General features: G+C 71.4%; 11 protein-coding genes. 5 read left to right on the top strand and 6 right to left on the bottom strand.

Going from position 1 to position 13,090, the window contains the following annotated elements:
* Positions 1-22 precede the first annotated feature (22 nt).
* Complete coding sequence (locus AB0K18_RS07360) at positions 23-1,000, top strand: dipeptide ABC transporter ATP-binding protein (RefSeq protein WP_364911570.1); 978 nt, start codon at positions 23-25, stop codon at positions 998-1,000.
* Between the two features lie 32 nt (positions 1,001-1,032).
* Here the strand turns inward: AB0K18_RS07360 and AB0K18_RS07355 are convergent, their stop codons facing one another.
* The 3 genes from AB0K18_RS07355 to AB0K18_RS07345 all read right to left on the bottom strand — a co-directional run bounded on the left by AB0K18_RS07355 (position 1,033) and on the right by AB0K18_RS07345 (position 3,896).
* Positions 1,033-1,716 carry a response regulator transcription factor gene (locus tag AB0K18_RS07355; RefSeq protein WP_106250117.1) on the bottom strand — a complete coding sequence of 228 codons (684 nt, stop codon included), beginning with the start codon at positions 1,714-1,716 and terminating at the stop codon, positions 1,033-1,035.
* A complete protein-coding gene (locus AB0K18_RS07350) occupies positions 1,713-2,945 on the bottom strand; it encodes a sensor histidine kinase (RefSeq protein WP_364911567.1) in 1,233 nt (410 codons plus the stop codon). Before AB0K18_RS07350 ends, AB0K18_RS07355 begins: the two co-directional genes overlap by 4 nt.
* Before the next feature lie 90 nt (positions 2,946-3,035).
* Positions 3,036-3,896: a RecB family exonuclease gene (locus tag AB0K18_RS07345; RefSeq protein ID WP_364911166.1), complete on the bottom strand. Its 861-nt coding sequence runs from the start codon at positions 3,894-3,896 to the stop codon at positions 3,036-3,038.
* A 111-nt stretch (positions 3,897-4,007) separates the two neighbouring features.
* On the opposite strand from AB0K18_RS07345, the gene AB0K18_RS07340 reads away from it, so the two are divergent.
* Both AB0K18_RS07340 and AB0K18_RS07335 read left to right on the top strand, forming a co-directional pair.
* Entirely contained in the window at positions 4,008-5,144 is a 1,137-nt protein-coding gene (locus AB0K18_RS07340) for a site-2 protease family protein (RefSeq protein ID WP_364911163.1), read from the top strand.
* Positions 5,145-5,488: 344 nt separating this feature from the next.
* Complete coding sequence (locus tag AB0K18_RS07335) at positions 5,489-7,000, top strand: FHA domain-containing protein (protein ID WP_364911160.1); 1,512 nt, start codon at positions 5,489-5,491, stop codon at positions 6,998-7,000.
* A 107-nt stretch (positions 7,001-7,107) separates the two neighbouring features.
* Here AB0K18_RS07335 and AB0K18_RS07330 read toward each other — a convergent pair whose 3' ends face one another.
* The 3 genes from AB0K18_RS07330 to AB0K18_RS07320 all read right to left on the bottom strand — a co-directional run bounded on the left by AB0K18_RS07330 (position 7,108) and on the right by AB0K18_RS07320 (position 10,093).
* Positions 7,108-7,941 carry a sugar nucleotide-binding protein gene (locus AB0K18_RS07330; RefSeq protein ID WP_364911157.1) on the bottom strand — a complete coding sequence of 278 codons (834 nt, stop codon included), beginning with the start codon at positions 7,939-7,941 and terminating at the stop codon, positions 7,108-7,110.
* 322 nt (positions 7,942-8,263) lie between these two features.
* Positions 8,264-8,767, bottom strand: coding sequence for a hypothetical protein (locus AB0K18_RS07325; protein WP_364911154.1), 504 nt, complete (start codon positions 8,765-8,767; stop codon positions 8,264-8,266).
* A gap of 231 nt (positions 8,768-8,998) precedes the next feature.
* The gene (locus AB0K18_RS07320) at positions 8,999-10,093 is read right to left on the bottom strand and encodes a GNAT family protein (RefSeq protein WP_364911151.1); all 1,095 of its coding nucleotides are present in this window, start codon (positions 10,091-10,093) and stop codon (positions 8,999-9,001) included.
* Between the two features lie 55 nt (positions 10,094-10,148).
* Between AB0K18_RS07320 and AB0K18_RS07315 the strand changes: the two genes are divergently transcribed.
* Together AB0K18_RS07315 and arc are read left to right on the top strand one after the other, a co-directional pair.
* Entirely contained in the window at positions 10,149-11,000 is an 852-nt protein-coding gene (locus AB0K18_RS07315) for a tRNA (adenine-N1)-methyltransferase (protein WP_364574284.1), read from the top strand.
* Positions 11,001-11,204: 204 nt separating this feature from the next.
* Complete coding sequence (arc, locus tag AB0K18_RS07310) at positions 11,205-12,968, top strand: proteasome ATPase (RefSeq protein ID WP_364574286.1); 1,764 nt, start codon at positions 11,205-11,207, stop codon at positions 12,966-12,968.
* Positions 12,969-13,090: the final 122 nt, after the last annotated feature.

Here is a 13,090-nt window from a genome sequence, read left to right as displayed (position 1 = left end):
GCTGCTTCTTTCCGTCCAGGACATGGAGAAGCACTTCCCCGTGACGAAGGGCCTGCTCAAAAGGCAGGTCGGCGCCGTCAAGGCGGTCGACGGAATCAGCTTCGACGTGTACAAGGGCGAGACGCTCGGCCTGGTGGGGGAGTCCGGCTGCGGCAAGTCCACCACGGGACGCCTGGTCACCCGCCTGCTGGAGCCCACCGCCGGCAAGGTGGTCTTCGAGGGCCAGGACATCACGCACATGAGCCAGAGCCGGCTGCGGCCGCTCCGGCGCGACATGCAGATGATCTTCCAGGACCCCTACTCGTCGCTCAACCCGCGCCACACGGTCGGCGCCATCGTCGGCGCGCCGTTCCGCATCCAGGGCGTGCAGACCGAGAACGGCGTCAAGAAGGCCGTCCAGGACATTCTGGAGCTGGTCGGGCTCAACCCCGAGCACTACAACCGCTACCCGCACGAGTTCTCCGGCGGGCAGCGCCAGCGCATCGGCATCGCCCGTACGCTCGCGCTCAAGCCCAAGCTGATCATCGCCGACGAGCCGGTCTCCGCGCTCGACGTGTCCATCCAGGCCCAGGTCGTCAACCTGCTGGAGGACCTGCAGCGCGAGCTGGACCTGACCTACGTCGTGATCGCCCACGACCTGTCGGTGGTGCGGCACATCAGCGACCGCGTCGCCGTCATGTACCTCGGCAAGATCGTCGAGGTGGCCGACCGCAAGCAGCTCTACACCTCGCCGATGCACCCGTACACCAACGCGCTGCTGTCGGCCGTGCCCGTGCCCGACCCCAAGGGCGCCAAGGGACGCGAGCGCATCCGGCTCACCGGCGACGTGCCGAGCCCGCTCAACCCGCCGCCCGCCTGCCGCTTCCACACCCGCTGCTGGAAGGCGCAGGAGATCTGCAAGACGGTCGAGCCGCCGCTGGAGGAGCTGGCCGGCGGCCACCAGGTGGCCTGCCACTTCCCGGAGAACGCCCCCGAGACGCCCGCCGCCAAGGCGGGCTAGCCGCACCTCCGCGCGCCGGGCGCCCCCTTGCTCTAGGAGATGGCGCCCGGCGTGATCAACCCGGTCTCGTACGCCAGCACCACGGCCTGCACCCGGTCACGCAGCCCCAGCTTCGTCAGCACGTTGCCGACGTGCGTCTTGACCGTCGTCTCGCTCACCACGAGCTTGGCCGCGATCTCCGCGTTGGACATGCCCTTGGCGATGAGCCGCAGCACCTCGAGCTCCCGCTCGGTCAGCCGGTCGAGCCGCGCGGGCGCCGCCTGCTCGTACGCCGACGGCAGCCTTGCCGCGAACCTGTCGAGCAGCCGCCGCGTCACGCTCGGCGCCACGATCGCGTCGCCCGCCGCCACCACCCTGATCGCCTGCACCAGCTCGTCGGGCGGCACGTCCTTCAGCAGGAACCCCGACGCCCCCGAGCGCAACGCCTCCACGATGTACTCGTCGAGGTCGAACGTGGTCAGCACCAGCACCTTCGGCACGTGCGCGGCCGGCGCCGCCTCCCGCACGATGCGGCGGGTCGCCTCGATGCCGTCGACCCCCGGCATGCGGATGTCCATCAGCACGACGTCCGGCAGCAGCGCACGGGTCTGCTCCTGCGCGTCCTTGCCGTCACCCGCCTGGCCCACCACCGTGATGTCGGGCTCGGCCTCGAGGATCAGGCGGAAACCGGTACGCAGCAGCGGCTGGTCGTCCACCAGCAGCACTCTGATCGTCATTGGCCGTCCTTCAACGGGAACCTGGCCCGCACTTCGAAACCGCCCCCCGGCAGCGGGCCGATGTTCAGGATTCCACCATAGAGCGTGACACGTTCGCGAATGCCGACCAAGCCGTGCCCTTCGGACCTGGGCTCCCCGGCCGCCGCGCCCGCGCCGCCGCCCGCGCCGCCGCCCGCGCCCCCGCCCACGCCGCCCGCGCCGTCGTCCTCCACCCGCACGTCCAGCTCGCCCGGCTCGTAGCGGACCGTCACCGTCGCCTTCGCGCCCGCGCCCGCGTGCCGCAGGCTGTTGGTCAGCGCCTCCTGCACCGTCCGGTACGCCGCCAGGTCGACCCCCGCGGGCAGCGCCACCTCGGCGCCCTCCACCTGCAGCCGCACCGGCAGCCCCGCCTCCCGCATCAGTTCCACCAGCGCGGGCAGGTCGCGCACGGCCGGCTGCGGGCCCAGCTCCGCCTGCGCGTCCGTGCGCAGCACGCCCACGATGTTGCGCATCTCCGTCATCGCCAGCCGCCCGGTGTGCTCCACCGCCGACAGCGCCTCACGCGCCAGCTCGGGATCGGTGGCCAGCACCCGCCGCGCGGCCGCCGCCTGCACCGTCATCACGCTCACGTGGTGGGCCACCACGTCGTGCAGCTCGCGGGCGATGCGCGAACGCTCCTCCGCCCGCGCCGCCCTGGTGTCGGCCGCGTGCGCCCGCTCCAGCCGCGCCGCACGGTCCTTGAGCTCCTCCATGTACGCCCGGCGCAGCCGCAGGCTCCGGCCCGCCCCCCACACCGCCACCAGCACCACGGCGACGATGACGTACTGGTTCCAGGCCACCGGCCCGACGGGACCGGCCGCCGCGCCCGCGAGATAGGCCACCAGCGACACCACCAGCGCCACCAGCGAGATCGCCAGCCCCCGGTGCGCGGCCACGGAGTACAGCAGCACCATCCCCGACAGACTCGACGTGCCCGTGCCGTAGCCGAGCGAGCTGAGCAGCGTCTCCGGCACCAGGCCCGCCCACAGGGCGCTCAGCGGCCAGCGCCGCCGCACCACGATGGGGGCGCAGGCCAGCACCACCAGCAGCCCGCCGAGCGCGTCCGGTGCCCGCATGCCGTGCACCGGCAGCCCTTCGGCCTGCAGCCGCTCGGGCCCGTAGAGCACGAACAGCGCCACGGAGGCCACGGCCACCACCCCGGCGAGCACCACCCCGGCGAGCACCGTGTCGTGGAGCCTGCTCCGATCCATGCGCACCGCTTCACTGTAAGACCAGGTGAGAGCCCGCAACCTCCTCCCACGGGAGGAAAAGCACCCATCTGATCCCCGAACCGGGGGCGGTCAGAGCTCGTCGGTGGCCGACCGCCGGCTGCTGCGCACGGTGTCGCCCGGCTGCCGGTCGGGCACCGGGGGAGGGGTGCCGCCGAACTCGGGGCACAGCGCCTGATGGTCGCACCAGTCGCACAATCTGCTGCGCCGCGCCCGCCACTCGCCGCTCTCCAGCGACCGCTCGATCGCCGCCCACAGCGCCATCACCTTGCGCTCGGTGGCCAGCAGGTCGGCCTCGTCGGGCGCGTACCGCAGCACCTCGCCCCGCCCGCCCAGATAGACCAGCTGCAGCAGCCGCGGCACCTCGCCGCGCAGCCGCCACAGCACCAGCGCGTAGAACTTCATCTGGAACAGCGCCTTGGCCTCGAAGTCGGGCCCGGGCGCGCTGCCCGTCTTGTAGTCGACCACCCGGACCTCGCCGGTCGGCGCCACGTCGATCCTGTCGACGTAGCCGCGCAGCATCAGCCCGCCGTCGAGCACCGCCTCCACATAGAGCTCGCGCTCGGCCGGCTCCAGCCGCGTCGGGTCCTCCAGCGTGAAGTAGCGCTCCAGCATGCCGCGCGCCTGCGCCAGCCACTCGGCCTGCTCCGCCTCGTCGGCGAACATGCGCGCGTATTGGGGGTCGTCGGCCAGCAGCCGCTCCCACTGCGGCTCCAGCAGCTCCAGCGCCGCCTGGACCGAGCGGCGCGGCGCAGGCAGGTCATAGAGCCGCTCCAGCACCGCGTGGACCACCGTGCCGCGCACCGCCGCCTGCGACGGCTTCTCGGGGAGCTGGTCGATCACCCGGAAGCGGTAGAGCAGGGGACAGGTCATGAAATCGCCCGCCCGGGACGGGGAGAGAGCTCCGATGATCACCGGCTCGGTCAACGTCATGCACCGCACTCTAGGTCAAGACGCCGACAGAATAACCTTCGCGGAACCAGGATCACGTGATCCGGCGCGTAGCATCAAGGCAGCAACAGCACGTATTGGACGAGGAGTGCGGTGAGCGAGCAGAGCCCGCGGCAGGAGTTCTCCGGACTACGCATGGGCAGACCCTTCGGCATTCCGGTGTACGTCTCCTGGACGTGGTTCCTGGTGGCGGGCTTCATCACCGTGATGTTCGGGCCACAGATGCGGCAGATGCTGCCGTACCTGGACGAGTTCGCCGCCTACGGAGTCGCGTTCGTCTTCGCGGTCCTCCTCTACGTCTCCGTGCTGCTGCACGAGCTGGCGCACAGCGTGCTCGCCAAGGCCTACGGCCTGCCCGTCCGCCGCATCACCCTCTACCTCCTCGGCGGCGTCTCCGAGATCGAGAAGGAGCCGCCCACCCCGGGCAAGGAGTTCATGGTCGCCGCCGCGGGGCCCGCGCTGTCGCTCGCGCTGGCCGGCCTCGGCGGGCTCGCCGACCTCTTCCTCATCAACGACGGCGGCATCCTCGAGGTGCTCACCTGGCAGCTGTGGTTCGCCAACCTCATCGTCGGTGTCTTCAACCTGCTGCCGGGGCTGCCGCTCGACGGCGGCAGGATGTTGCGCGCCGGCGTGTGGAAGCTGGCGGGCAACCCCGGCTCAGGCACCGTCGTGGCCGCCTGGGGCGGGCGGGTGCTGGCCGTGGCGCTCGTGGCCTTCCCGCTCGTGACCGCGCTGACCAGCGAGCGCGACTTCGACTTCGCCGACCTGGTGTGGCCGCTGGTGCTGGCCTCGTTCATCTGGATGGGGGCCAGCCAGTCGCTGCGCGTCGCCAAGATCCGGGCCCGCATCCCGCAGGTCAACGCCCGTACGCTGGCCCGCAGGGCGATCCCCGTCACCGCCGAGACGCCGCTCTCCGAGGCGCTGCGCCAGGCCGGCGAGCAGCGCGCGGGCGCCATGGTCGTCGTCGACCACGAGGGCAGGCCGGTGGCCATCGTGCACGAGGCGGCCGTCCAGGCCACCCCCGAGCACCGCCGCCCCTGGGTCAACGTCGGCTCGCTGGCCAAGTCGCTCGAGCGCACCATGATCCTGGGCGCCGACCTGGCGGGCGAGGCGCTCATCGAGGCCATGCGCGACGCCCCCGGCAGCGAGTACCTGCTCGTCGAGCCCGGCGGCGAGATCTACGGCGTGCTCGCCACCGCCGATGTGAACAGGGTTTTCATCGGCGTCTGATTTGTCCCACTCGTTTAAGCGGCGGCCCATCGATAGGGTCGTGTCCAGCAGTTTCGCGTCGGCCGCCGCCGGTCCCCATGCGATTTCTGCGATGCGACGACTGGCCGATAGTGTTCTGTTTGGCCAAACTTGCACAGTTAAGAGGTTTGTTGCGGCCCACCGGTTCATCGAATCGAGACGACGGGGCCGCGACACGGCCTCCGCGTCTGGGTATGCGTATGGCTGGTGGCCAGCACGGCAGTGCGGGGTGCCGTAACATCGCCGGCTTCCGGGGAGGAGAGTTGAGTGACCGAGCGCAGCGAGGGCACCGATGAGCGCAGCACGGTCGTCTTGAGGGAGGACGCATGACCGGCCATGGATTCGGAGTGGTGCGTCCGCTTCCCGGAAACGGGCTCGTCGCCTACACCGGCGGCCTGCTGCTGGTGTGCGACTCGGCCGAGTCCGCCGCCGACGCGCTGCTCGACGCGCTGCGCGAGACGGCCGAATCAGGCGGCGACGGCCGCGCCCTGGCCCGCCGCGCCGCGCAGGTGCTGGCGGCCAACATGGCGGGCGATCCGGCCACCTGCGCCGTCGCGGGCCCCGTCGGCGACGGCGTAGCCGTCCTCGTCAGCGGCTCCGCCTCCGCCACCGTCACCACTCCAGGCGGCGACACGCGGCTGGCCGGCAGCGACTCCCTGACCTGGGCCGACCGCCTCGTCACCGGCCCCGTCGACCGCGTCGAGCTCAGCCTGCCCGGCGCCGGCAGCCCCCACCACGCCGTCCGCTTCGACGGCGGCGTCGTGCACGGCGGCGGCCTCATCGGCGACCTCACCGACCAGCCCGCCCCGCAGCCGCCGGCCCCGGCCAGGATGCTGACCAGCGAGATGCCGGCCACCGGCCTGCACATGGAGCCCGATTTCATCCAGCCGCCCGCCCAGCAGCCGCCGCCCGCCCCGCCTGAGCCGGTGCAGCAGCCCGCCGAGCAGCGGCCCCCCTACCCGCTGGCCGACCAGCCCCCGCTCACGCCTGGGCCGCCGTCGGGCCCCCAGCCCGCCCACTCTGGTCCCCAGCCCGTCCACCCGGCCCCCGAGCCGCCGCCCTACCAGCCCGAGCCCTCCTACCAGCAGCAGGACTCCGGCTACCACGAGCCGCCCGCCTACCTCACCCCTCCCGAGCCGCCCTACCCGCCGGCCCAGGAGCAGCAGCCGTCGCTGCCCGAGCAGCAGCAGTTCCCCACCTACGACGAGCCGCAGCCCTCCGGCAACGGCTCGGGCGACCACCCGGTGCCCCAGCACATGGGCCCGCCCGACCACTACGACCAGCCCGCGCCGCCCGTGCTCGGCCCGCCCGACCAGTTCGACCACCCGGGCCCGCCGCAGCAGGAGCAGCCCGAGCCGGGCGACCGGCCGATGGTCTACGGCGTCGACTGCAAGAACGACCACTTCAACGACCCGCGCGTGCCCTACTGCGCGGTCTGCGGCATCGCCCTCGTCCAGCGCACCCTCGTCCCCTACAAGGGCCCGCGCCCCTCGCTCGGCGTCCTCATCCTCGACGACGGCACCGCGCTGCCCCTCGAGAGCGACTACCTGCTCGGCCGCGACCCCGAGCGCGCCCCCGAAGTGGCCGGCGGCAGCGCCAGGCCCGCCAAGGTGACCAGCCCCGACGGCTCGGTCTCCCGGCGCCACCTGCGCGTCGCCCTCGACGGCTGGGACGTCAACCTGGTCGACCTGGGCTCCGTCAACGGCACCCAGATCCAGCCGCCCGGCGACCCCAACTTCTACGACATCCCGCCCAACGAACCCGTCACCATCGCACCGGGCACCACCGTCCGCGTCGGCGTCTCCCGCACCCTCCGCTTCGAGGCCCACCGCGGCTGACCCCCGTTCTCAACGCGAAGGCGCCCGCACCTCCGGACTCGTTCCTGAGCCGCGGGCGCTTCGCGTCGGGTGTGAGCGGAGCCGCGTGCCGTCGAGGCGACCTGCCGTCAGGACCGGGTGGGCTTGAGGAACTCCGAGGCGCCGCGGAGACGGACCTGGAGACGGCGCCGGGTGGCCGAGCAGTCCAGGCGGACCGCCAGCGGGCCCCGTACTCCTGCGGTGGCGCGGAGGCCGGGGCGCAGGCGTTCCTCCGGCAGGCCGTCCCTGCGGGCGATGAGCAGGCCCAGCTCGTAGCGGCTCACGGCCTCGGGTCCCGCCACGTGGTGGACGCCCGGCAGGTCGCGCTCGGCGAGCTCCAGCAGGGCCGCCGCCAGGTCCGCGACGTGGACGGGGCAGCGTACGTCGTCGGTGAACAGCACGCCCGAGGCCGAGCCGGTCGCCAGGGCGCGCACGAACGCCTCATGGGTGGAGCCGCCACCGACGATCAGGGACGTCCTGACGATCGCCGCCCCGGGCACCAGGGCCCGCACGGCGGTCTCCGCCGCCGCCTTGGCCGCCCCGTACGGGTTGACCGGGTCGGGCGGGCACGTCTCGTCGTAGGAGTGGGCGTCCCCGGAGAAGACGGCGTCGCTGGAGACGTGCACCAGCCGGCCACCCGAGCGGGCGACCGCCGCCGCCACGTGCGCCGCCCCGTCCGCCGTGGTGGCCCAGTCACTCGCCCGGTACGCCGCGTTGATCGTCACATCGGGACGGAACCCGCCCACCACCTCCGCCACGGCCGCCCGCGACCGCACATCGACAGGGAACCACTCGGCCGGCGAGGCCCCGCCGCCCGCCGGGCCGCTGAAGCGGGTCGCACCCACCACGTGGCCGAGGCCGGCGCACAGCCGGATCAGCTCGCCGCCCAGGAACCCGCTGCCACCCACGATCAGCACCCTCATGAGCGGCCACGCTACAACCTCCTCAGGAGAAGGCCGGATCCCCGGCGCGGTCGGGGATCCGGCTGCCCGCGGGGGAGCGGCGGAATCACCGGCGAAATCCGCAACTCCCGGAAATTCGAATTACTCTTTCCGTCCGGCCCAATAGGAAGATCTTTTCCGTCCGGGAACGCGATTACCGGCCGCGTCCACGGGGAAAAGCACCCCGGAACCGGTCGTCCCGATCCCCTCGATCCGGCCCGTCCCGAAGCAGGCCGGGAGATCAGGCCGGGAGATCAGGCCGGAAGATCAGACTGGGGATCAGACCGGGGGATCAGACCGGGGATCAGAGCGGAGACGGCCGGAAGGCCCGTACGCCGCGCAGCAGCCGCACCGCCGCCTCCATCCCGCTCGCCGCCTCCAGCGCCCGGCCCGCCGCCGTCGCGTACCGGCTCAGCAGATGCTCGTCGGCGTCGCAGAACTCCCGCCCCGCGACCCACACGAACGCGTGATCCCGCGCCGACACCGGCACGGACGACGCCAGGAACCCGGGCTCGCCCACCGGCTCGTCCCTGGCCAGGCGCAGCGCCTGCCGGGAGGTGGCCAGCTCCTTCAGCACCCCCGACTCGCGCAGCCACGCCCGCACGCGCAGCGGGTCGCCGGGCGGGCCGTGCACGTGGACGCAGCACGCGTCCTGCCGCAGCGGGTCCACGCGGACGAACCCCGCGTACGCGGTGCCCGCGACCGCGGCGGCGGCACGCGCCAGCCGATCGATCACGTCCGTGAGCTCCACGCCGGAGAACACGGTGATGAGTTCACGCACGGCGACATCGACACGGTTGTATGGCATCGCGGTGATCCCTCGAGGCGGGAGGGGGCGAGCTCGCGCAGCCCGTTCGCACGAAACTCACCTGCGGGTTCCCTGACTATCGCCCCCGACGCGGCTCTTGACCAGCCTCCAACAGGAAATCGGGATTTTTGCTCACTCGTGACGCTCGTCCCGTCACGGAGGCCCCATCCGTCCCCGAATCGGCGGGGGGCGCCGGCCCCGGCGGCCCCGCCGGCCGCGCCTCATCGCCACTCAGGACCCGGAGCGGACGATCGCCCAGTAGACGTCGTCGGCCCGCGTCCCGTCCCGCCTCGGCAGCAACTCCCGGTGCAGCCCCTCCCGCTGGAACCCGGCCCGCTCCAGCACCGCGTGCGAGGCCGTGTTCGTGACGTCGGTGCCGGCCACGATCCGGTGCAGCGGCGTCGCCGCGAACGCCCAGTCGACCAGCAGCCGTACGGCCCGCGTCATGAACCCGCGCCCGCGGAACTCCGGCACCAGCGAATAGCCGATCATCGCCTGCCCCAGCGCCGGCGCGACCTGCATGAGCTGCAGATGCCCCGCGAAGGCGTCGGAGGCGGCGTCCCTGATCGCCAGCTCGATGCGCTGCCCCGACCGCCACCAGTAGCCGGTGTAGCGGCAGCGCCGCTCGTCGTCCTCCAGCGAGGTCGGCGGCCCCACGGAGAAGGCGGACACGCTCGGCTCGGCCATCATCCGGTGGAAGTCGCCCGCGTCGCCCGGCCCCATCGGCGCGAGCCGCACCACGCCGTCGCTCAGCTCGTCGCCGGGGAAGAACGGCAGGTACGGCTCGGTGCCCGCCACCCCCTCGCCCCGCAACCTGGCGAACGTCACGACGTCGGCCCATCGCCCGTCACGCAGCCGCACCGCGTCACGCCGCCGGCCCTCCTCGACGAACCCGCCGCGGTAGGCCATCCGCAGCGCCGGCACGTTCTCCACCTCGGCCTGCACCTCGACCCTGCGCACCCCGTGGTCGAACAGCCAGTCGGTCACCGCACGCACCGCCGTCGCCGCCACGCCGCCGCCCCGGGCCCACGGCGCCACCAGGCAGCCCAGCCCGGACGTCTCGCAGTGGTCGGGCGGGCTCGCCCAGACGCCGCCGGCGTAACGGCCGTCGCGGACGATAGCGTACGCCGCACCGCCGTCCTCCCACCGCACCGCCGCCCGCTTGACCTCCGCCAGCGCCTCCTCCACCGCGTACGGCCGGGGCAGCCACGGCAGGAACCGCCCCGTCACCGCGTCGCCGCACGCCTCGGCGATCGCCGCCGCGTCCGCCTCCACGGGGGGACGCAGGATGAGCGGGCCGGTGGAGATCACGTCGCGAGGGAGCATCCCCCATAGATATCGTGCGTCCTGACGCGCCCGAAAGCCCTATAACCTTGCCGCCATGGGTTTCCGCAGGCATGGGCCTTTCCAGGCAGGGGATCAGGTGCAGCTCACCGACCCCAAGAACAAGCGCCACACGATCACGCTCAAAGAGGACGGCGTCTTCCACACCCACAAGGGCGCCATCCCCCACAGCGACCTGATCGGGCAGCCCGAGGGCTCCGTGGTGCGCTCGTCCGGCGGCACCCAATACCTCGCCTTCCGCCACCTGCTGCAGGACTACACGCTCGCGATGCCGCGCGGCGCGGCGGTCATCTACCCCAAGGACGCCTCGATGATCGTCGGCATGGCCGACATCTTCCCCGGCGCCCGCGTCATCGAGGCCGGCGTCGGCTCCGGCGCGCTGACCTGCTTCCTGCTGCGCGCGGTCGGCCCCGACGGCCACGTCACCTCCTACGAGCGCCGCGAGGAGTTCGCCGACGTGGCGCGCAAGAACGTCGAGAAGTTCTACGGCGGCCCGATGGACGACAACTGGCGCCTGGTCGTGGGCGACCTCGTGGCCTCCATCGACGAGGCCGACGTCGACCGCGTCATCCTCGACATGCTGGCCCCGTGGGAGTGCGTCGACGCCGCCGCCAAGGCCCTCACGCCGGGCGGCGTGATCTGCTGCTACGTCGCCACGACCACGCAGATGTCCAAGACGGTCGAGGCCATTCGCGATCACGGGTGTTTCACCGAGCCGCATGCGTGGGAGACCCTGGTTCGCGACTGGCATGTCGAAGGGCTCGCCGTACGGCCTGATCACCGCATGATCGGCCACACCGGGTTCCTCGTCTCCGCCCGCCGCATGGCCGACGGCGTGACCCCGCCGCCGCGCCGCCGCCGACCGAAGGGTACGACTGAAGAACTATGACAATTTGGCCACGAGGGCGCGTTGGTGCGTGACACGGGAACAGATCGCCGTGTTCCTATGCTGGGAGTATTAAACGCACTATTGGGGATTATTCGCCGAATACTGAATGTCACTCTACGAACACTGCCCGGCCAGGTTACGGAGGGGCCCGAGATAGGTAAGGTCCTTAGTAGTCGCCCTCGACTGGGAAGGAGGTGACGGGGCGTGGCAGCTCGCGATGATGCTGAGGCTCGAGCCGCGCAGCGCGAACGGGAGGTCGCTGATCTTTCAACACAGGTCTCCTTCCTCCAGGAGGAGATCACCGCGCTGAGGCGGAAGCTGGCCGAGTCACCCCGTCAGGCCAGGGTCCTCGAAGAACGTCTCCACGAGGCACAGGCGAATCTCGCGGCCGTGACAGGCCAGAACGAGCGCCTGGTCGCCACACTCAAGGAGGCCCGGGACCAGATCGTCGCTCTCAAGGAGGAGGTCGACCGGCTGGCGCAGCCGCCATCCGGCTTCGGCACCTTCCTCGAGGCCAGAGAAGACGGCACGATCGAGGTGTTCACCGGCGGCCGCAAGCTCCGGGTGAACGTCAGCCCGTCCGTCGACGTCGACTCGCTGCGGCGTGGCCAGGAGGTCATGCTCAACGAGGCGCTCAACGTGGTCGAAGCCCTCGGCTACGAAGAGGTCGGCGAGATCGTGATGCTCAAAGAACTGCTCGACGAGGGCAAGCGGGCCCTGGTCATCTCGCACGCCGACGAAGAGCGCGTCGTGCGACTGGCCGAGTCGCTCGTCGGCCAGCCCATCAGGGCCGGCGACTCGCTCCTGCTCGAACCTCGCTCCGGCTACGTCTACGAGCGCATACCCAAGTCCGAAGTCGAAGAGCTCGTGCTCGAAGAGGTCCCCGACATCTCCTACGAGGAGATCGGCGGCCTCATGCGGCAGATCGAGCAGATCAGGGACGCCATCGAGCTGCCCTACCTGCACTCCGACCTGTTCCGCGAGCACAAGCTCCGTCCCCCGAAGGGCGTGCTGCTCTACGGCCCGCCCGGATGCGGCAAGACGCTCATCGCCAAGGCCGTCGCCAACTCCCTGGCCAAGCAGGTCGCGGAGAAGACCGGCCAGTCCGGCAAGAGCTTCTTCCTCAACATCAAGGGCCCGGAGCTGCTCAACAAGTACGTCGGCGAGACCGAGCGGCACATCCGCCTGGTCTTCCAGCGGGCCCGCGAGAAGGCCTCAGAGGGCACCCCGGTGATCGTGTTCTTCGACGAGATGGACTCGATCTTCCGCACCCGAGGCTCCGGCGTGTCCTCCGACGTGGAGAACACCATCGTCCCTCAGTTGCTGTCGGAGATCGACGGCGTCGAGGGCCTGGAGAACGTCATCGTCATCGGCGCCTCCAACCGCGAGGACATGATCGACCCGGCGATCCTGCGGCCCGGCCGCCTGGACGTCAAGATCAAGATCGAGCGGCCCGACGCCGAGGCGGCCAAGGACATCTTCTCGAAGTACCTCGTCTCCGACCTGCCTCTGCACCCCGACGACCTGACGGAGCACTCCGGCTCCCGCGAGGCCACCATCCAGGGGATGATCCAGAGCGTCGTCGAACGCATGTACACCGAGAGCGAGGAGAACCGCTTCCTCGAGGTGACCTACGCCAACGGCGACAAGGAAGTCCTCTACTTCAAGGACTTCAACTCCGGCGCGATGATCCAGAACATCGTCGACCGGGGCAAGAAGATGGCCATCAAGCAGTTCCTCGAAACCGGCCAGAAGGGCCTGCGGGTGCAGCACCTGCTCACGGCCTGCGTGGACGAGTTCTCCGAGAACGAGGACCTGCCCAACACCACCAACCCCGACGACTGGGCCCGCATCTCCGGCAAGAAGGGCGAGCGGATCGTCTACATCCGCACGCTGGTCTCCGGCAAGCAGGGCACAGAAGCCGGCCGGTCCATCGACACCGTCGCCAACACCGGCCAATACCTGTAGAACCTCTCGGACGGCAGGGCCGCGCGGCCACCACCGCGCGGCCCTGCCGCATGTTTCCACCCTGCCCACGTCATGCCCTGGCTGGGGGCGCGGCCTGGCTGGGGGCGCGGCCTGCTCGCGGC

The organism is Nonomuraea sp. NPDC049421, from assembly GCF_040677005.1.
GTDB classification, from domain to species: domain Bacteria; phylum Actinomycetota; class Actinomycetes; order Streptosporangiales; family Streptosporangiaceae; genus Nonomuraea; species Nonomuraea salmonea.
This window is presented reverse-complemented; position numbering and strand designations above follow the sequence as displayed.